Source organism: Phocaeicola dorei, from assembly GCF_013009555.1.
GTDB classification, from domain to species: Bacteria; Bacteroidota; Bacteroidia; order Bacteroidales; family Bacteroidaceae; genus Phocaeicola; species Phocaeicola dorei.
Genome location: NZ_CP046176.1, coordinates 5,285,494 through 5,307,734 on the forward strand (window position 1 = coordinate 5,285,494; position 22,241 = coordinate 5,307,734).

13 protein-coding genes and 1 pseudogene are annotated in these 22,241 nt (G+C 41.7%); 10 read left to right on the forward strand and 4 right to left on the reverse strand.

All coding sequences use genetic code 11. The features are described 5' to 3' along the window. Positions 1-117 precede the first annotated feature (117 nt). The 7 genes and pseudogenes from GKD17_RS21685 to GKD17_RS21715 all read left to right on the forward strand — a co-directional run bounded on the left by GKD17_RS21685 (position 118) and on the right by GKD17_RS21715 (position 13,031). On the forward strand, positions 118-3,285 hold the full coding sequence (locus GKD17_RS21685) for a SusC/RagA family TonB-linked outer membrane protein (protein WP_007833855.1): 3,168 nt from the start codon (positions 118-120) through the stop codon (positions 3,283-3,285). A 12-nt stretch (positions 3,286-3,297) separates the two neighbouring features. Then, the gene (locus GKD17_RS21690) at positions 3,298-5,346 is read left to right on the forward strand and encodes a RagB/SusD family nutrient uptake outer membrane protein (protein WP_007833860.1); all 2,049 of its coding nucleotides are present in this window, start codon (positions 3,298-3,300) and stop codon (positions 5,344-5,346) included. A 257-nt stretch (positions 5,347-5,603) separates the two neighbouring features. After that, the gene (locus GKD17_RS21695; protein ID WP_007833862.1) at positions 5,604-6,407 is read left to right on the forward strand and encodes a sialate O-acetylesterase; all 804 of its coding nucleotides are present in this window, start codon (positions 5,604-5,606) and stop codon (positions 6,405-6,407) included. A 144-nt stretch (positions 6,408-6,551) separates the two neighbouring features. Then, entirely contained in the window at positions 6,552-7,988 is a 1,437-nt protein-coding gene (locus GKD17_RS21700; RefSeq protein WP_007833864.1) for a sulfatase-like hydrolase/transferase, read from the forward strand. Positions 7,989-7,991: 3 nt separating this feature from the next. Then, positions 7,992-9,377, forward strand: coding sequence for an alpha-L-fucosidase (locus tag GKD17_RS21705; RefSeq protein WP_007833866.1), 1,386 nt, complete (start codon positions 7,992-7,994; stop codon positions 9,375-9,377). Positions 9,378-9,383: 6 nt separating this feature from the next. Further along, positions 9,384-11,459, forward strand: a complete 2,076-nt coding sequence (locus GKD17_RS21710; RefSeq protein WP_007833868.1) for a Sip1-related alpha-galactosidase — start codon at positions 9,384-9,386, stop codon at positions 11,457-11,459. Between the two features lie 18 nt (positions 11,460-11,477). Next, positions 11,478-13,031 (forward strand): annotated as a pseudogene (locus GKD17_RS21715) (sulfatase). Positions 13,032-13,175: 144 nt separating this feature from the next. Here GKD17_RS21715 and rnc read toward each other — a convergent pair. The 3 genes from rnc to GKD17_RS21730 are packed head-to-tail and all read right to left on the reverse strand — an operon-like array spanning position 13,176 to position 15,625. Continuing rightward, positions 13,176-14,102 carry a ribonuclease III gene (gene rnc / locus GKD17_RS21720; RefSeq protein ID WP_007833874.1) on the reverse strand — a complete coding sequence of 309 codons (927 nt, stop codon included), beginning with the start codon at positions 14,100-14,102 and terminating at the stop codon, positions 13,176-13,178. A 2-nt stretch (positions 14,103-14,104) separates the two neighbouring features. Further along, positions 14,105-15,370: a beta-ketoacyl-ACP synthase II gene (gene fabF, locus GKD17_RS21725; RefSeq protein ID WP_007833876.1), complete on the reverse strand. Its 1,266-nt coding sequence runs from the start codon at positions 15,368-15,370 to the stop codon at positions 14,105-14,107. Between the two features lie 18 nt (positions 15,371-15,388). Next, the gene (locus tag GKD17_RS21730; RefSeq protein ID WP_005844276.1) at positions 15,389-15,625 is read right to left on the reverse strand and encodes an acyl carrier protein; all 237 of its coding nucleotides are present in this window, start codon (positions 15,623-15,625) and stop codon (positions 15,389-15,391) included. A 152-nt stretch (positions 15,626-15,777) separates the two neighbouring features. On the opposite strand from GKD17_RS21730, the gene purN reads away from it, so the two are divergent. Further along, positions 15,778-16,356 (forward strand): phosphoribosylglycinamide formyltransferase, encoded by a 579-nt coding sequence (gene purN / locus GKD17_RS21735; RefSeq protein WP_007841451.1) that lies wholly within the window; start codon positions 15,778-15,780, stop codon positions 16,354-16,356. On the opposite strand, the gene GKD17_RS21740 is transcribed toward purN, so the two are convergent. Continuing rightward, complete coding sequence (locus GKD17_RS21740; RefSeq protein ID WP_007833882.1) at positions 16,328-16,873, reverse strand: RNA polymerase sigma-70 factor; 546 nt, start codon at positions 16,871-16,873, stop codon at positions 16,328-16,330. The two genes, purN and GKD17_RS21740, sit on opposite strands and share 29 nt — an antisense overlap. Before the next feature lie 320 nt (positions 16,874-17,193). Between GKD17_RS21740 and GKD17_RS21745 the strand changes: the two genes are divergently transcribed. Next, positions 17,194-20,235, forward strand: coding sequence for a SusC/RagA family TonB-linked outer membrane protein (locus GKD17_RS21745; protein WP_007833883.1), 3,042 nt, complete (start codon positions 17,194-17,196; stop codon positions 20,233-20,235). Beyond that, entirely contained in the window at positions 20,235-21,938 is a 1,704-nt protein-coding gene (locus tag GKD17_RS21750; RefSeq protein ID WP_007833885.1) for a SusD/RagB family nutrient-binding outer membrane lipoprotein, read from the forward strand. The genes GKD17_RS21745 and GKD17_RS21750 overlap by 1 nt, the downstream gene beginning before the upstream one ends. Positions 21,939-22,241: the final 303 nt, after the last annotated feature.

The following is a 22,241-nucleotide window of genomic DNA, read 5'->3' on the forward strand; positions in this document are numbered from 1 at the left end:
AATATAGAGATGCATTAAACGTGCATACTGAATGAAATGAACATGTACAAAACGATTTCATTGATTAACATACATTTGCAATACATTAACCTAATGTCTAATTAAAAACAGAAAAGCATGAAAAAAAACTTGATTCTATTTTTGATATTGCTTTGTAACTGTACATTCCTGTACGCCCAGCAATTCAACATCACCGGTGTAGTTACGGATAAAAAGCTCAAAGAACCTATTATTGGTGCCAGTGTCATTGTCAAAGGAACAACCTATGGAACAGTGACAGATCTTGACGGAAATTTCACATTACAAGTTTCAAAAGGAAATGTGTTGGTTATCTCTTTTATTGGATACACCACACAAGAAATTAAAGTAAATGAAAATCAATTCTCGTATAACATTCAAATGTCTGAAGACACACAAACTTTAGATGAGGTCGTTGTAGTCGGTTTCGGTACACAAAGAAAAGCTAATCTGACAGAAGCTGTAGCCACAGTAGATACCAAAGTACTAGATTCCCGCCCTGTTACCAACTTAGGCCAATCATTACAAGGTACTATTCCCGGTTTAAATTTATCTGTTGGAGGCTTAGGAGGACAATTAGGACAAACTATGGATGTGAACATCCGTGGTACAGGTACAATTTCTACAGGTTCTAAAGCTGCTACCTTAGTCCTGATTGACGGTATAGAAGGTAACATGAACAACTTGAATCCAGATGATGTAGAGTCTATCTCCGTATTGAAAGATGCAGCCGCTAGCTCTATTTATGGTTCACGTGCGGCATTCGGTGTTATTTTGATTACTACCAAAAAAGGTAAAGCAGGAAAAGCTAGCGTCTCTTATTCCGGAAATGCCCGTTATGCCGGTCCTAACCATTTGCCGGATTTAATGAATTCCTACCAATTTGCTAACTATTTTAATGAAGGTAGTATTAACGGAGGAGGAAAAGCCATTTTTGATGAAGATACCATGGAACGCATCCAGCAATACATGAATGGTCAAATTACAACTAGCACTATTGCCAATGCAAATGGTAACTGGCAATTCCATGAAAAAGCCAATGACAATGTAAACTGGTATAAAACTCATTACAAGTGGGCATGGTCCCAAGAGCACAACCTGAATATCAATGGCGGCAGTGACAAAAGTCAATATTACGTATCTGCCAACTATTTGGATCAGGATGGCAACCTTCGTTACGGAAAAGATTCCTATGAACGTATTTCAACCAATGCAAAATTTAACGCACAGCCTTTTAAATGGTTGGATATAGAAGTCAATACTAAATATGTTTATACCAAACTAGACAACCCTCTTTATAGCGACATGAATGGACTGTTCTATCATGATGTAGTACGTATGTGGCCTACAATGCCGTTTAAAGATCCTAACGGTTACTATATGCGCAACGGAAAATTAGGGCAACTTACTAATGGAAGCCGCTCCATCACCAGTAATAATAACGTTTATCTGCAAGGACAACTTGTTTTTCATCCCTTGAAAAACTGGAATATATATGCAAACGTAGGGTTACGCTTGATTGACCAAGTACAAAGACAGAATCTGAATAAAGTATATGAACACAACGTAGCCGGAGAAGCATTAGAACTGGCATACGGTGGAGAATATGCGGTGGGACAAACCGGAGCCATGCAATATTGGACTAAAGCCAATCATTTAACAACCAGCCTGTACAGTGATTATTCTTTTTCATTCGATGAACATCAATTCAAAGTGATGGCAGGAGTTAATACAGAAAAATACAATAACCGTTATCTTTCTGTGAAACGTATGGACCTCATTACCGAATCAATACCCGAAATCGGCGCTGCAACAGGTGAAGATAAAATCAATGAAGCCAGTGCCTATACTTGGGCTACAGCAGGCTTCTTTGGACGTATTAACTATGATTATTCTAATAAATATTTTATTGCCGGCAACTTGCGATATGACGGTTCTTCTCGCTTCCTTCGAAAAGATCGTTGGGGACTTTTCGGTTCTTTTTCTTTAGGCTGGAATATAGCGGCCGAAGATTTTTTCTCTGTAAATGAAAACATTATCAATCAATTAAAGCCTCGTGTATCTTGGGGCACACTAGGTAATCAAAATACTAAATCTTATTATCCCATGTATTTATTACAAACAGTCAAGACCAATGGAGGAAGCTGGCTAATGGGGGACTCTAAACCAACTGTTGCCGGTATGCCTGGAACCCTTAGCAGTTCATTGACTTGGGAAACAGTACAATCCTTAAATATCGGTTTTGATTTAGGAATGTTAAGAAATCGGCTTAACATAAATTTCGATTATTTTATCCGTAAAACATTGGATATGGTCGGTCCTGCTTCTGAGGTCGCTTCCATCTATGGCATCGGTATGCCAGCAAGCAATAATACAGACTTACGTACCAAAGGATGGGAAATAGCAGCCAGTTGGCGCGACAAGATAGGACAGATCAATTATAATATAGGCTTCAACATGGCAGATTCCCGCTCATTTGTTGACAAGTATCCCAATGAATCTAAATCGCTCAGCACCTATTATAAAGACCAGGAATTAGGAGCCATTTGGGGGTATGTAACCCATGGAATAGCTAAAAGTCAATCGGAAATGGATGAATGGATAAAAGATAACAATCCCTCATGGGGTTCAGGCTGGGGCGAAGGTGATATTATGTTCAAGGATCTTAATGGAGATAAAGTAATCAACGAAGGAGCCAATACAGTAGACGATCCGGGAGACCGCAAAATTATTGGTAACTCCACCCCACGTTTCAGGTTTGGTTTAGACTTGGGTTGTGAATGGAAAGGCATCGACTTTAGTATGTTCTGGCAAGGAGTCGCAAAACGCGATTTATGGTTGGATGGTCCTATGTTTTGGGGAATATCGGGAGGAGAATGGCAATCAACTGGTTTAAAAGAGCATTTGGATTATTATCGCCCAGAAAATACAACTTCTGTATTTGGTCCTAATACCAATGCTTATTTTCCTAAAATGTATATGAGCAAAGATATGAATCAAAAGGTACAAACCCGTTACTTACAAAACGGTGCCTATGCCCGTTTAAAAAATATCCAACTAGGGTATACTTTCCCGACACAAATTATCAACAAACTACATATGCAAAAATTACGTGTATATGTCAGTGCCGAGAATGTATTGACTATCACCAGTCTACCTAGCGGTTTTGATCCAGAAACAACTTATTCAAGTTATTCTGATGGGAACTCCGGAAAAACTTATCCGCTACAAACAACTATATCTTTTGGATTAAATGCAACATTCTAAATAATAAAACATATGAAAAAGATTCTATTATATACATTCATAGCCGCTGCAAGTGCTCTTGCGACCTCATGCAATGATTATCTGGATTGCGAACCTATCACTTCTGTCAGCACCAATGTCTATCTTTATTCCGAAACAGACCTAGCTGCTTATGCTGCCAAATTTTATAATGACAGTGAAAACGAAAACGATGACGAATATGGCAATATTCTTCCATCTCATGGTTCTGCCACTTATAATTTAGGATTATTCCAAAAAGATAATGGAACAGACGATCAAACCGCAGACTCACCAAGTAAACTTTTCATAAAAGGACAATACCATGTCGGTGACGATGACTTATGGCATAAATATTTCCGTAAGATACGTGCAGCTAATTACTTTATTCAAACTGTTACCGAACGATATGCCAACAGAGAAATATCCGGTAATGATGCAAATATCAAACACTATATTGGCGAGGTATATTTCTTCCGTGCTTATATTTATCTCACAGCATTGCAGAATCTAGGTGATTTTCCTATTCTAACTGAAATATTACCGGATGATTACAATGCCATACGTGAAGCTTCCAAACGGCGTCCGCGTAATGAAGTTGCACGCTTTATCTTATCTGATTTAGATAAAGCCTACGAATATATGCTTCCCACTGCTCCCGTAAGCAATCGGTTAAACAAAGACTGCGCTGCATTAGTAAAAAGTCGCGCAGCCCTATTTGAAGCAACATGGGAAAAATATCATAAAGGAAGTGCATTTGTTCCTGGTGGTCCCGGATGGTCTGGTGCTTCAATGGATTATTTAAAAGATTTTAGCATTAACATTGACTCTGAAATTAAATATTTTTTACAACAGGCCATAGAAGCAGCTGATATCGTAGCTCAAGGACACAATTTGCACGGAAATTATGCCTCGTTATTCAATTCTATTGATTTAAGCGGAATAGATGAAATCTTATTATGGCGTAAATACAGTGTCAACTCAGATGCCACTTCTTACCACTTTGTCGTAAGCTATTTGCAACGCAATGGCGGGGGAAACACAGGCTATACACGTTCCATGGTTAATTCTTATCTAATGTCTGATGGCCTACCCATCTATGCCAGTACCAATTATCAAGGAGACGATACATATGAACATATCTTTACCGACAGAGATGGACGTATGGGACAAACTATTTTAAAAACAGGAGATTTGTTATCTGATGATCCAAACTTTGCCACTTGGATAAAGAAGAGTGATGGATACGGCTACTTTTACCGCCCTGAAATTTTCGAGGCCCAAAAAGAAAATAGTAATCCGACCGGATACTGTCTGCGCAAAGGATTGAATACATCCGGAGATATGCAGTCAACAAAAGAATCCTATACAGGATGCCCGATCTTCCGTGCAGCAGAAGCCTACCTGAATTATATAGAAGCTTATTACGAATTAAACGGAAATCTAGGTGGCAACTGCGATAAATACTGGAAAGCTCTTCGTGCACGTGCCGGTATGAGTACAGACTATCAAAAGACCATAAACAATACAGACATAAGTAAAGAAAAACAAGATTGGGGAAGTTATTCTGCCGGTCAACAAATAAACACAACTCTGTACAACATCCGTCGTGAACGACGTGTCGAGTTGGTATCAGAAGGATTCCGTATGGCAGACTTAAAACGTTGGCGCGCTTTGGACCAAGTAAAAGATGTACACGTACAAGGATTTAATTTTTGGGATAGCATGTATCAACTGTATACAAACCCTCAAGCCGAAGACGCTGTAACCCCAATTCCCCAAATAACACTTTTAGAATATGGCGTAACAGACAAGACAGCCAATATTTCAGCAAAATCCGACCCATACGCAGAAGGAAAATATTTATTACCTTATCGTAAAAATGCTGCTAATATTGGTTTCAATGGATTAAACTGGAATACAAGCAAATACTTGTATCCTATTAGTAACAAGCAATTCCGCCTGACTACCGCTGTTCCAGGTTCTAATGAATATGAAAGTTCTACCATTTATCAAAACCCCGGATGGAGCAGAAATGATGGAACTTTACCTGAAGGTGAATAAACAAACATAGAAGTTTTCAGATAACAATGTAGAGAAACAGTCCTACAATCATTTATGGGAAGGAAAAGGAAAATTTCCGAAAAGTTTTCCTACCTTCCCATAGCATATTCACATTATATGAATATCTTTGTTTTGAAAACATAATCAATGTAGCAATAGACTATAATTACCGATATGGTGATAGTTTTATTTTCTTCTAACTACCGTTTTTTCGGTTTATTCTTACGAACTATTCTAGGTTGAAAAATAAACATATTATGAAAAGATTAATATCACTATTCTTGTTAACTTTAGGAATAATCTTACCTATCTTAGCACAGCAAAAAGAAATAGATGTCTACTTAGTAGGTGGGCAATCAAATGCAACAGGACAAGCTTATGTTAAAAATATCCCAGCCTCTTTTAAAATTGACACAAGAGTCCGAATCTATTATTCTCGTTTCCTCAACAAAGGAGAGGGCAGTGAGCAATGGAACCCTTTATGCCAAGCTTCTGAAACAAAAAATAAATTCGGAATAGAGTTAAGTTTAGGTACAAAGTTACAGTCTTTATATCCCAAGCCTCAAATTGCATTGATAAAACACGCTTTATCTGGTTCCAATCTATATCAACAATGGAATCCGGGAAACCGTCAGAAAAATATTCGTGGCGAAGAATATATAAATTTTATAAAGACTGTAAAAGATGCTATCATCAGTTTGAAGCAACAAGGATATCGCCCTATTATTAAGGCTATGGTTTGGCAACAAGGAGAAGCAGATGCACGTGATATAGCTGGAATGGAACAGTCTCGCCAATATAGTTCGAATCTAAAGAATTTTATAGAACAAATACGAAAAGAATTTAATAGCGAAAACATGTTATTTGTATATGGAACTGTCATACCTATAGCCGCTTCTCGCTTTACAGGGCGTGAACTGGTAAGAAAAGCCCAATTTGCTGTTTCCAACAACTCAAACTCTGAGTTCTCCGTTAATAATGCGTTATTAATTCCAGCAGACGATTTACAAATGCTATATAATGACTATCAGATTCAGCACCTAAAGATGATGTACATTTAGGAATATATGGCATTCTAACATTAGGTGAGCGTTTTGCTGATGCTATTTATCAACATTTAAAATAAAAGTTCTTTTATTTGATAATTACACAATAAAACACAATCAGTCAGGAATGATGAAACCTCTATTAATCCTTTACAGATTATGAAGAAAAGACTTAATATTTTCTTGCTGGCATTCCCTTTGTGTCCAGTATTCCAGATTCAAGCTCAAGAAAAACCTAACTTGGTCTTCATCATGGCAGACCAATGGAGAGGAAATGCTTTAGGTTGTCTCGGAAAAGAGCCTGTCAAAACCCCTTGCCTGGACCAACTGGCCCGTGAAGGTGTGAATTTCACCAATGCTGTCAGCAGCTACCCTGTATCTTCACCGGCAAGAGGCATGTTGATGACAGGCATGTATCCGCATAAGAACAAAGTAACAGGCAATTGCAATTCTGCCAACGCTCCCTACGGAGTAGAACTTCCACAAGATGCACGCTGCTGGAGTGATATACTTAAAGCCAATGGATACCAGACAGGGTATATCGGCAAATGGCATCTGGATGCTCCCCATAAACCATACGTAGACACTTACAACAACCAAGGTGCAGTTGCTTGGAACGAATGGTGTCCCAAAGAACGCCGGCACGGTTTCGACTATTGGACCGCTTATGGCACTTACGACTACCATTTAAACCCCATGTACTGGGACACTGACACTCCCCGGGATAGTTTTTATTATGTCAATCAATGGGGACCGGAGTATGAAGCCGACAAAGCGATTGAGTACCTCAATAAACATATAGATAAGACGCAACCATTCGCCTTAGTCGTATCCATGAATCCTCCACACACCGGTTACGAGCTAGTGCCCGACCGATACAAAGAGATGTATAAAAATCTGAATGTAGAGACATTATGTGCCAACCGTCCCGACATTCCCGCCAAAGGCACTGAAATGGGCGACTATTTCCGCAACAATATCCGCAATTACTACGCCTGCATGACCGGAGTCGATGAAAATATAGGTCGGATAATCAACGAATTGAAACGTTTAGAATTATTTAAAAACACTATCGTAGTATTCACTTCTGACCACGGCATCTGCATGGGAGCTCATGAACAAGCCGGAAAAGATATCTTTTATGAGGAATCCATGAGGATTCCCGTCCTTATCTCATGGCCGGAAAAAATAAAGCCGAAAACCGACCAAACAACCATGATAGCTTTTGCCGACTTGTATCCGACCCTGCTTTCCATCATGGGCTTTCAGCAACAAATACCGGAAGAAGTACAAACATTCAACCTCGCTTCTATTCTCCTCTGCGGAAAAGAAAACAACTGCATTGTCCAACCCTACTATTACATACAGTCATCCAATCCAGCAACAGGCTACCGGGGATTGCGCACCGCCACACATACATTTACTATCCATGCAACCGATGGAAAGGTAGATAAGATTATTCTATTTGACAGGAGATCAGATCCTTATCAAATGAATAATATAGCTATGCAGCATCCCAAATTAGTAAACCGACTGAAAAGCCAATTAAAAACATGGCTACAAAAAACAGAAGATCCATTTTTTAATTATTTATAACCCATGAAGATACTATATATATCCCTTCTCTTCCTTATGAACTGTGTACTGAGTGTTGCACAACCGGAAATCATTATACCCAAACCGCATCAATTGAAATGGCACGAGGCGGAAATGGGAGCCGTATTTCATTATGACCTCCACGTATTCGACGGCATCCGCTACGGACAAGGCAATAACCGTATCAGTCCCATTGAAGATTACAACATTTTCAACCCCACCCAATTGAATACCGACCAATGGGTCTCAGCAGCTAAAGCCGCAGGCTGCAAATTCGCCGTACTCACAGCCACCCATGAAACCGGCTTCGGATTGTGGCAAAGTGACGTAAACCCATACTGCCTGAAAGCTGTAAAATGGCGTAACGGCAAAGGAGACATTGTCCGCGATTTTGTCAACTCCTGCCGTAAATATGGTATCCAGCCAGGCATCTATGTAGGCATCCGGTGGAATTCACTCCTGGGTATCCATAATTTCAAGGTAGCCGGTGACGGAGAATTTGCCGCCAACAGACAGGCGTGGTATAAACGCTTCTGTGAAAAAATGGTGGAAGAACTTTGTACCCGATATGGAGATTTATATATGATTTGGTTTGATGGCGGAGCCGATGACCCACGAGGTGACGGTCCTGATGTGGAACCCATCGTCAATAAATACCAGCCCAACTGCCTGTTCTACCACAACATAGACCGTGCTGATTTCCGTTGGGGAGGTTCAGAAACCGGCACAGTGGGATACCCCTGCTGGTCTACTTTCCCAGCCCCCTGTTCACATCATAAACGTATTGAAAGCCAAAAAGACCAAATAGCATTATTAAAACAAGGTGATCCCGAAGGAAAATACTGGGTACCAGCTATGGCAGACAGTCCCCTGCGCGGTGCCAACGGCCGCCACGAATGGTTTTGGGAACCCGATGACGAGAATAATATCTATCCATTGACAACGTTGATGGATATGTACGAAAAATCAGTGGGACGCAACGCTACGTTAATCATTGGACTGACCCCCGATCCCGATGGGCTATTGCCAGCAGGTGACGAACAGCGTTTAAAAGAATGGGGAGAAGAAATAAACCGGCGCTTTGGCACGCCATTGGTAGAAACCCAAGGCCGGAAGCAACGGCTTACGCTGAATCTGAATGAAAAGCAACCGGTCAACTACTGTATTATCCAAGAAGACATTACCAAAGGCGAAAGAATACGCCAATACAAGATAGAAGCGAAAGTCAACGGAAAATGGCAGACAGTATGCTCCGGCGAGTCTGTGGGACACAAACGCATTGCGCACTTCGAATCGGTAGAAACCACCGCCTTGCGCCTCACCGTCACCCAATCCGTTGCCTTACCCGCAATCAGCTATTTCAGCGCCTATAACGTAACCCTCAAATAAAAAATCATGAGAGAATATACAGCAATATTCATTTGTATTCTAATTTGCAATGTATTTATTTGTCCGAAATCCTTCGGGCAAACAGATTACACGTATAAAAAAGGAAAGTCATTCAAGAGTACAAACGCTTTGTCAATGACAGATACGATTGATTTAACTTCCATTTCTTCTCCCATACCCTATAAGAAATCCATACCCGGACAAATCCAGACTATTGCCTGTCCGGTACGGTTACCTGGGTACGTCCGAGGTATTTTCTTCAGCCGAGACTCCCGTCCGGGAGATTTTGAATGGCCCAACAATACCAACCGGCTCCTACCTTGGGTGTTCAACGATTTAAAAGAATTAACCGACACCCGCTATCCGGGAATACCTTCCAATGCAGCCCCATCTACGTTGGGAGATGCATTATTGCTGGAACTGACAAACGGAGAATACTTGTTTGCCAAAGCCATTGCCGGCCGTAACAGTTTAAGCTGGCTGCAAGTAAACGATAACGGCTCTGTCACCCTATATGTATCCACCTTAGGAAAAGACTATCTGAAACCGGAAGTCCCTCTTCTACTCATCCGACAAGGAAAAGATATTTATTCAACCATTCGGCAAGCCTATCAAGCGCTGATGAAAAATACAGAAGCCGCCGACTTAAAAAGCCGCACAGCCAAGGAATATTTCGAAGCTTTCCGCTATCTCGGTTGGTGTACATGGGAACATTATCATGATGATATAAACGAATCCAAGGTAATAAACGATATGAAAACGATAGAGGCATCCGGCATTCCTATCCGGTATGTACTGATTGACGACGGTCATCTCGCCCACAAGAACAGGCAACTGACCGATTTCATACCGGATAAACAACGTTTCCCGTCGGGATGGAAAAAAATCATGTCATACAAAAAAGAAAATAAAATCAAATGGATCGGACTGTGGTACAGCCTTTCGGGATACTGGATGGGATTATCCCCCGAAAACGGATTTCCACAAGTCGTCCGACAAGCCCTATACCCACACGCCGGCAGCCTTCTGCCAGGAACGGACAGCACCCGCATCCGTTCCTTCTATCGCTACTACGTCAGCACCTTAAAAGAACAAGGATTCGATTTTCTGAAAGTAGATAACCAAGCTTTTACACTACCACTCTACATGGGAGGCCATGAAAGTATCCGCCAGGCAACCGACTGTAACCGAAGCCTAGAAGCCGAGACCCATCGGCAAAATATGGGACTAATGAACTGTATGGCACAGAACGTCATCAATACTGACCATACGTCACACAGTAACAGCACCCGTGTCAGCATAGACTATAAGAAATATGATGAGGATATGGCAAAATCACACCTATTCCAGTCTTATACCAATACCTTGCTACTAGGACAAACCGTATGGCCCGACCATGATATGTTTCATTCCTGCGATACCGTTTGCGGCACCTTGATGGCACGTTCCAAGGCTATTTCCGGAGGTCCGGTCTACCTGTCGGACGCCCCTCGGGACTTTATCAAGGAAAACATTTTCCCCTTAATTGACGAACAAGGCAAACTGTTCCGTCCCGAAGCTCCCGCCGTACCTATGCCAGAATCTATACTGACCAATCCATTATGGAGTGGAAAAGCGTATCGAGTAGCAGCTCCCTCAGGCAACGGAGCAATGACATTAATCTGTTACAACCTGAATGTTTCCCCCCGGCATCAGCAAGTCCAAGCCATTATAAAAAAAGAAGATTATTCTCTTCGGAACAGTTTTGAAAAAATGTCTGCCACCTCCGAAGAACGCGTGCTGCTTTATAATTGGGAATCACAAAAGGCAGAAGAACTATCAGACAGCAGTACATTCGAACTCATCGGATTTACAGACAAACTGTTTCATCTCTGCCCCATACGGAAAGGATGGGCAGTCATTGGCGTACAGGAAAAATATCTATCCCCGAGCACCGTCCAAACTATCTCTTTAACAGAGAATCGGTTGGAGCTGAACGTACTATGTACAGGTACACTAAAAGTATGGATAGAAAATTCCAGCAAGCAAGAACTGAGAAGTATTTCCATAGATACCCCCCAAAAAATTGTAATCGAAAAATAACTTATAAAACCAGCCGATATGAATAAAAAACTACTTGTATCTTTCGCTCTCGCTTCCTTAACAGGAATCTCGACGCAAGCAAAAGAAAAAATGTCTTCAGAAACAACCCAACAACGTCCCAATATCATCTTATTTATGGTGGACGACATGGGTTGGCAAGATACATCCTTACCTTTCTGGACACAGAAAACCCACTATAACGAAACCTATGAAACCCCCAATATGGAACGTCTGGCCAAAAAAGGGATGATGTTCACACAGGCATACGCCTGCAATATCAGTTCCGCTACCCGTTGCAGTCTGATAACGGGTGCCAACAACACCCGACATCGTGTAACAAACTGGACGCTTGAAAAAAACAAAGCTACCGACAGACCAAGCAATACAATACAATTGCCAGACTGGAACTACAACGGAGTCAGCCAAGTAACAGGAACGTCCAATACCTTTGTCGGCACTTCTTTCGTTGAGTTACTCAGACAGAACGGTTATCATACCATCCACTGCGGAAAAGCTCATTTCGGTTCTATTGACACACCGGGAGAGAACCCTACCCATTGGGGGTTTGAAGTAAATATAGCCGGACATGCCGCCGGTGGTCTGGCTACTTATCTGAGCGAACAGAACTACGGGCACACCCGCGATGGAAAACCCTATTCACTAATGGCTATCCCCGGCTTGGAAGATTATTGGGGAACAGGTATATTTGCTACAGAAGCCCTGACACGAGAAGCTATCAAAGCATTGGACAAAGCAAAAAAATACAATCAACCTTTTTATCTATATATGGCACATTATGCCATCCACGTTCCTGTTGACAAAGATATGCGCTTCTTCCCCAAGTATATTAAAAAAGGACTTAGTGACAAAGAAGCCGCATATGCATCCTTAATTGAAGGAATGGATAAAAGTCTGGGGGATTTGATGAACTGGTTGGAAAAAAATGATGAAGCAAATAATACCGTTATTATTTTTATGAGTGACAACGGAGGGCTAGCTGCCGAACCCGGATGGCACGACGGACAAATTCACACTCAAAACGCTCCTCTCAACAGTGGTAAAGGCTCCTTATATGAAGGAGGAATACGCGAACCAATGATTGTAAGCTGGCCCGGAGTAGTCACCCCAGATACTCGTTGTGACAAATATCTTATAATTGAAGATTTTTATCCTACCATACTTGAAATGGCGGGTATCACAAACTATTAGACAGTCAACCCTATAGACGGTATCAGCTTTATGCCCCTGCTGAAAGGTACAGGAGACCCGTCTAAAGGACGCGCACTGGTATGGAATTTCCCTAATATCTGGGGTAATGACGGGCCAGGCATCAATCTGGCCTGCTCTATCCGCAAAGACGAATGGAAACTGGTCTATTATTATGAAACCGGTAAAAAAGAACTTTTCAACATACCAAATGATATCAGTGAAAAAAATGATGTAGCAAAGCAACATCCCGGCATCGTAAAACGGCTCTCCAAGGAATTAGGGAACTATTTGCGAGCAACAGGAGGACAACGTCCCACATTCAAAGCCACCGGAAAACCCTGCCCGTGGCCAGATGAAATCTAACTCCTGTCAGTATATGAAATATGCCCGACTACATTTTCTTAATGTAATCGGGCACATTCCAATGTATTATGCATTCCTGCCGAACATTTCTCAAGCCACCGGAATAGCTAATTAATAAATTATAAACAATATCAATAAAATCCGCTAAGCGTTTTCCTTAAAAGCCTTTTCTTCCGCTTCACTGATTATCTGCTCAACCACATCCGTTTTCTTAATCTCCTCCAAAGAAAGATCCGGAGTAACGGCCCCACTGTCTGAAGGCTTACTATCAGAAACCGTTACCTCCTCCTGAGATAACTCACGGGCAGCCTTAGCCGCAAAAATACATTCAATAAAACCGGAATCATTCTTGATTTTTCCCAAAGCCACACGCGCAGCCATTTGCTGAGACTCTTTTTTAGAATAACCGGTTCCTTTTCCTCCCGAAATACCTTCCACCAAAACTTCACTCTCGAAAGTAGGATTATATCCCTGATCGTGTGATTGGGTTATCAGCTCAAAGGTAACCTCAAAACGATTTTTTTGACTCCATTCTATCAACTTGGATTTAAAATTTACCTCCTTACGGGAAATCTTCTCCAAATTTATATAAGATCCAATAATACGATGCTCCATGAAATATTTACAGGCACGATATCCCCTGTCTAAATAAATAGCACCTACCAATGCTTCGAATGCATTGCCGCACATATAGCTGTTATGAGAAGACTGGCGGGCTGTATACTTGATCAGCTTATCCAAACCAATCTCTATAGCCAAACGATTCAATGTTTCACGCTGCACTATTTTAGAACGGGTGTTCGTGAGAAAACCCTCACGCTTTCCTTCAAACCTTTTGTAAACAATATCTGCCACCACAGCATCCAAAATAGCATCCCCCAAAAATTCCAAGCGTTCATTATTAAGCAAACGCCCCTTTTCAGACTTCACTGATAAAGATTTGTGAAGCAAAGCCTGTTCGTAGATGCTAATATCTTTGGGATAGAATCCAAGCATCTTATAAAAACGAAAATAAGACTCCCTATCCTTACGAAAAAGAAGTCTTATCCTATCTTTTATATTGCTAAACACGACTATTCAGCATATTTTTTTACGATTACACATGCATTATGTCCACCAAAACCAAAGGTATTGCTCAATGCAGCATTTACTGTACGTTTCTGAGCTTCGTTGAACGTGAAGTTCAAGTTATAATCAATGTTTTCATCATTATCACCTTCCTCATGGTTGATAGTCGGCGGAACAATGTCGTTCTTCACAGCCAATACACTGGCAATAGCTTCTACCGCACCGGCAGCACCCAACAAGTGTCCTGTCATAGACTTAGTAGAGCTGATATTCAGTTTATAAGCGTGATCTCCAAATACATCCTTGATAGCTTTCACTTCTGAAACATCACCTACAGGAGTCGAAGTTCCATGTACATTGATATAATCAATGTCTTCCGGCTTCAATTCCGCATCTTCCAATGCGTTCAACATCACCAATTTAGCGCCCAATCCTTCCGGATGAGAAGCTGTCAAGTGATAAGCGTCGGCAGAAGCGCCTACACCGGCAAGTTCCGCATAAATCTTGGCACCACGTGCTTTTGCATGTTCCAATTCTTCCAAAATCAGACAGCCTGCGCCTTCACCCATCACAAAGCCATCACGGCTTGCGCTAAACGGACGGGATGCACGTTCCGGATCATCGTTACGGGTAGACAAAGCATGCATAGCGTTAAAACCGCCTAAACCAGCTTCAAAAATTGCAGCTTCCGCACCACCTGCCACAATTACATTTGCTTTACCCAAACGGATATAGTTAAATGCATCGGCAATAGCATTTGATGAAGATGCACAGGCAGAAGTTGTTGTGAAGTTAGGACCGTGGAAACCATACATGATAGAGATCTGTCCCGATGCAATATCAGCTATCATTTTGGGGATAAAGAATGGGTTGAATTTCGGTCCGACAGTATCTTTATTCAGTGTATAATTAGCTACTTCTTCTTCAAAAGTATGAATACCTCCGATACCTACACCGTAAATTACACCTATTCTATTCAAATCTTCTTTTTCGAGGTCCATTCCAGAATCCTCCACCGCTTCTTTAGCAGCTGCAATGGCATACTGTGTATACAGATCCATTTTGCGAAGTTCTTTACGGTCAATGTAATCAGTTCCATTGAAATTCTTCACTTCGCATGCAAAATGAGTCTTGAATTTAGACGCATCGAAATGAGTAATAGGTCCTGCCCCGCTTATCCCCTTCACCAGGTTTTCCCATGTTTCTGCAACATTGTTACCTACAGGAGTAAGAGCACCAAGACCTGTTACTACTACTCTTTTTAATTCCATATTATAAAATAAGGATAATTACTTAGCGTTAGCTTCGATATAAGAAACGGCGTCACCTACTGTACCAATTTTCTCAGCCTGATCATCAGGAATAGAAATACCGAATTCTTTTTCGAATTCCATAATCAGTTCTACAGTATCCAGTGAATCTGCGCCCAGATCGTTAGTGAAGCTTGCTTCTGTTGTAACTTCTGATTCTTCTACACCTAATTTATCAACGATAATAGCTTTTACTCTTGATGCAATTTCAGACATAACTTTAATTTTTTAGTTAATAAATTGAATTATTTTATTTTCTTTGCGGTTGCAAAGGAATAAATATTTCTTGGGCTGAGCAAATATTCAGGCAAATAAATGCAGAATTTTGCACATTTTTTTGTTTTATGTGCACCAAAATAGAGATCATCATGAAGAAAATCGCAATTTTAGCTTCAGGAGAAGGCACGAATGCTGAAAGAATTATTCGGTATTTTTTAGAGAAAAGAACAGCTGAAGTAGCATTGGTTATCGTCAACAAAGCACAGGCCGGTGTACTCAAGCGGGCTGAAAGACTGAGTGTTCCGTCACTTATCCTCACAGCTCAAGAATTTGCCGACGGGAAAGTACTGGAAACACTGCACCAATATCATATTGACTTTATTGTACTGGCAGGCTTTCTCTTGAAAGTACCTGATGCCATTTTGCATGATTATCCGAATAAAATAGTAAATATTCATCCGGCCCTCCTTCCCAAGTTCGGTGGTAAAGGTATGTATGGTTCCCGCGTGCACCAAGCTGTAATAGCTTCCCATGAAAAGAAAAGCGGCATCACCATCCATTATATAAATGAACAATATGATGAAGGAAATACCATTTTCCAAGCCACCTGTCCGGTATTACCCACTGACACGCCAGATACATTGGCAACACGGGTGCACCAGTTGGAATACGAATATTTCCCTCGGGTGATTGAAGCGACTATTTTAGGCAAAAATCTTTCAATCTAATACGAAAAAACTGAAGAGCTTTGCCTATCCGATAATTGACAGTCTGCACCGACACCTCCAGCGTGTCAGCAATTTCTTTATGGGTCAGTTGTTTATATCGACTCATAACATATACTTTTTGCTGTTCTTTAGGAAGAGCATGAAGAGCTTCCATATAGGCATTAAACAACTCCGTGCTATAACAAGAATCCAATGCCGGCAGAGATTTTAACTGTTGGCTCTGGTACTCTTCATATACCTGACGGGTAATATGGGAACGGGTGATTGAATTCAATGCCCTGTTCCTGACACTGGTAAATAAGAAAGATTTCAGCGACAAGTCCTCTACCAGCGACTCACGCTTTTCCCACACATACATCATCAAATCCTGCACTATTTCTTCAGCCTCTTCAAGAGAAACATACGAGGAACAAAACAAACATAGCGGCTTGTAATAAGAAGCATAAACCAGGGAAAATACTTTTTGATCCCCTGACCTCAAGGTTTTAATAATTAAGCGGTTATCATTAAGGTTCATAGGTCATTTTTAATTTAAGGTTACACAAACATAAGTATTTATTTCAAAATAAGAAAACAAGAATGAGATAAAATACAAAAAATATAAGTTTTTGTTTAGTAACCCGGTTATGATATTTGTATTAATAATGTTGACCGACTTAAAGAGAGATTAACAGAAACCTTAATAAATAAACCTTGATAAGTTAACCTTAAACTGAATGCCTATGCGAAAAATTATCAAATCAAACCTATTGGGTAAACATACCCAATTATCAACAAACCTATTATTTAATCTAAAAACAAAAATCTAATTAAGAACGAACCTCAAAATCTAACCTTATGAGACGAATTTTTACTTTTTTCCTGACATTCCTATTGGGAATGTTTGTAACAGCATTGTATGCACAAACGCATACAGTCAGCGGTACTGTAATAGATAAAGACGCTAACGAACCTCTGATCGGCGCAAACGTATTAATTAAAGGTACAACTATCGGAACAGTGACCGACCTCGACGGAAAGTATACCCTGCAAGCCGGCGACAAAGACATTCTGGTATTCTCCTATTTAAGTATGAAAACCATCGAGGAACCTGTAAACGGACGTACAGTAATCAACGTAAAAATGACATCGGACACAGAAACACTGGGTGAAGTCGTAGTGACGGCAATGGGTATTAAACGACAATCCGAGACACTAACCTATTCTGCGCAAACAGTAGGAGGTAAAGACGTTAATGACATCAAGAGCGTCAATATGATTAACTCCCTGCAAGGTAAAAGTGCCGGTATGATGATTACACCGAACTCAACCGGAGCCGGCGGTTCTTCCAAGATTCTGTTCCGTGGCAATAAGTCCATCAGCGGTAATAACCAGCCATTAGTAGTAGTAGACGGAGTTCCTGTCATGATGAATATCACCAATTCACAGGTAGACAGCAACTACGGAGGCCAGCGAGACGGTGGTGACGCCATGTCTACAATCAATCCGGACGACATCGCCCAAATCACCTTGCTGAAAGGTGCATCGGCAGCAGCACTTTATGGTGCGGTAGCAGCCAATGGCGCCATTATGATTACCACCAAATCAGCACAGTCGGGTAAAGTTTCCGTTAATGTATCCAGCAACACCACAATGGAGAGCCCAATGGTGCTACCCGAATTCCAGACTACTTATGGGATGAGCGACAACGGTACTTTCAGCTGGGGTGAGAAACTAAGCAGCAAAGCTCCAAACTATGCAAAAAAATTCTTCCGTACCGGATTTACAACGAATAACTCTATCTCCTTAAGCGGGGGTAATGAAAACATCCAATCTTATTTTTCCTATGCCAATGTCTATTCACAAGGTATCACTCCCCAGAATGACTACCGAAGCCACAATTTGAATTCAAAAGTAGGTTTCAATATTCTGAAAGACATTCATATTGATTTCACGGCCAAGTTTACCAACCAGCACATCACCAATCAGGCAGCTGCCGGCTATTTATGGAATCCGCTGACCGGTGTTTATCTCTTCCCTAGAGGAGAAGACTGGAATGGCTATAAAGAGAACTTCGAGGTATATGATCCCGCAAGAGGCTGCTATGTCCAAAACTGGACAAATACACAACAACAGCAATTCGGTAATCCATATTGGATGTTAAACAGACAGACCCCGATCACTGACCGTAACCGCTATGAATTTGGCGGAAGCATCAAATGGGACATAACTCCAGATCTGAATATCCAAGGACGTATGCGTTACGAAAGAGGAGAAGAACACTGGGTACACAATGCTTACGCATCCAGCGTAGGAAACCTTTATCCGATGGGACGCATGAAAGACAACCGCTATTTCAGTGACCAACTTTATGGCGATGTCTTGGTAAGCTACAACCATACATTCAATGATTTTTCTCTATCTGCTACCGCAGGTTCCAGTTTTACAAAAACCAAAACCTCTCATGTAGACCTATGGGGTGAGGGCTCCCAGTTCTCACAGCCCGGTTCCGGAAACATTTTTTATCCGAACATCTTTACTCCGAACAACTATTATGGCAATATGTCCACCGTGGGCAAAGATGACAACTGGATGACCCAAAAACGGCTGAACTCAGTATTCGCCACCGCACAACTTGGTTATCGTGAAGGCATATTCCTTGATATATCAGCACGTAATGACTGGTCTTCGGCATTAGCTTTCACAGAAAGCTGTTCATTCTTTTATCCCTCTTTTGGCGGTAGTGTCCTGCTGAACAAATTTGTAGATATGGGTAAGAACATTGATCTGTTCAAATTCCGCGCAAGCTATTCTATCGTAGGTAATGACGTACCTGTATTCATGAGTAATCTGCTCTATTCTCTAGGTTCTCAAGGTGCTATCACTCCCCCCGACAAAGCTCCGTTCAGAACATTGAAGCCGGAAAAAACTCATTCTTTAGAAATTGGTTTTGACGGTACATTCTTACAGAACCGACTGAATATCAATCTGACTTATTATAAGACCAACACCAAGAATCAGTTCTTCTCCGTTGCGGCTCCTTACGAATCAGGCTTGAGAAACCGTTATGTAAACGCCGGTAATGTAGAAAACAAAGGCTTTGAATTCAACATCGGATGGTATGAGCAGTTCACTGACCACTTCAGTTGGAGTACCAACCTAAACTTCTCTTACAATGACAATAAGATTAAAGAATTGGTAGATGACCTTCCCAACGGACTGACATTGACCGATTTCGGAGGTGCAAAAGTGATCTTGAAAGAAGGCGGCCACTACGGAGATTTATATGTACGTCACCTGATGCGTGATGAAAACGGCAAGCCCCTGCAAAACGAAAAAGGAGAGCCTATCGTAAGTGGTGATTCTATGGACGAACTGGAATACGCAGGCAATATGAATGCCAAAGTAAATATGGGATGGACGAACACATTCCGCTACAAGGACTTCTCACTATCATTCCTGATTGATGCTAAATTCGGTGGAAAAGTGATCGGTATGACCGAAGCGGCTCTAGACGGTTGGGGCGTGTCCAAACGTTCAGGTGAAGCCCGTGACGCCGGCGGTATTACAGTAGACGGAGTAAAATTTGATGCCGATAAGTACTATCGCACCACCGGTAACAATAACTTCAACAGTCCATACGCTGTAGAAAACTACGTTTATGATGCAACCAATATACGCCTTCGCGAAGTAACTTTCGGCTACACCTTCCGTAACCTGTTAGGTGCGGGCAAGAACCTGACCGCAGCCATCATCGGCCGCAACTTGTTCTTCTTCCACAAAGACGCCCCGATGGATCCGGACGTATCAGCAGGTACAGGCAATGGTATACAAGGTGTAGATATGTTTGCACTGCCTACCTCACGCAGTTTTGGTCTTAATTTAAAACTTAACTTCTAATGCTTGAAACTATGAAACGGAATAAGATATTAACATACGCCTTTTTAATGGCATTCCCAATGACCGTAGGAAGTATCTTCTCTTCCTGCACAGACGATTTTGAAAAATTGAATACCAGTAACATCCAGGTAAATCCGGCAGATCTTCCTTTTGCCGCACAATGTACCGAACCGATGACCTACTGTTATCCTCCTCAGCAAAATATGTTCCAGTTTTGGACCAACCTGACCATTGACCTTTATGGAGGTTACTTTATGACTCCCAACGGTAACTTCACCAACGGTGATATGGGAGAGAACCGGGGACATAGTGGCGGTATGTATGAGAACTATTATCTCCATATTTTCAACAACACCCGCCGCATCATCGCACAATGCGACGCCAGTGGTGAAAGAGGTCTGTCAGGCGTGATGCGTATCGTACAGGCTTACGGAACATTGATGACTACAGATGCCTACGGACCGATACCTTACAGTTCCATCCTGTCGGGCGAAAACGAAGTGTATTTCGAGTTCGACAGCCAGAAAGACCTATATAAAGCCATGCTTGAAGATCTGAGTACAGCCATTACTGACATCAGTGCCATGGGAGCAGATGAAATAGCCAAATTGAAATCCTTTGACTGTTGGTGCAACGGCGACAAAGACCTATGGGTAAAAATAGCCAATACGATGAAACTACGCATGGCGTTACGCCTGTCCAAACGGGAAACCGAAGCCAGCAACGCCGGAATGAACCTTAAGGCAATCGCTACCGAGGCTGCCCAAAACACCTTGGCAACAGTCAACAAGGATATTCTGATCGATAAAAGTCTTGAGAATGAAATGTGGCTGATGTTCAATTGGGGTGATTGTGGATTCAATGCCAATCTGGTAACTATTATGAGTGGAACCAAAGATCCGCGCCAACCATTATATATGACCCTGAATACCGGAGATATCAAAAACGAAGCCGGTACTACCACAGTAGCCGCCAATAGTCAATATCTGGGTATCCGTTTTGCCAGCGGCCTGCCTGCCAAACCAAACAGTTGGGGTAGCTTCTCCGGTTGGATTCAGGGAAACAACGGTTCCTCTTATTCCATGCCACTGCCTATCATGAAAGCAGCGGAAGCCCATTTCCTATTGGCTGAAGCAAAATTAAGATGGGATATTGGCAGTGAAAGTGTAAAGAACCTATATGAAAATGGAATCCGTGTTTCCATGACTAATGAATTAGCTTATCGGGGAGCTTATGCCGGAATCAAAGAATATCCGGAAGGAGCAGTAGACGCCTACATCAATGGAACAAGCACCCAAATAGACTATACAGATCCCATCAAAGCCGAATTAAGTACCCCGGCTGTAAATAAATTAAGTGTAAAATGGGATGAGAGCGCAAGCAACGAAGAAAAACTGGAAAGAATCATCACCCAAAAATGGCTCGCCCTATTCCCCCTATCCACCGAAGGCTGGGCAGAACAACGCCGCACCGGCTATCCACGCTTCTTTCCTGCATTCGTCAATGAAAGTAATGGAGCCGTAAACACAGAAGAAGGTGTACGCCGCGTAATTTATAGCAGCCAGGCTTATGATGCCAACGCTAAGGGAGTAGAAGGCGGAATCAAACTTCTGGACCAAGAAAATTCCAGCAAATTTGGCATCTCCGGTGACAAAGGCGGAACACATCTTTGGTGGGACAATGCTGATAAAGGAAACTTTTAAATGCAATATTTTAAGGTAAAAACTGTGATTTTTGTTTCAATAGGCATTTCATATTAAAGTTTCGGATAGGGCAGGCCGTGAGGTTTGCCCTATTTTTGTTTACAGCATATCACTTATTCTGGATACTTTGGGTTTGCGCCAGTCCTATACCATATCCTTTCGGTTCGTTCCGGCTTCCCGATACAGGGCAGTTTTTTGGCAATTACTACATTCTTCAAACATATCATCTGTCATCATCAAGCGAAAGCGTAAAAGTGCCCAAGCGGTATGAATAATCCGGCTCACCGAGCATAATTCGGGAAA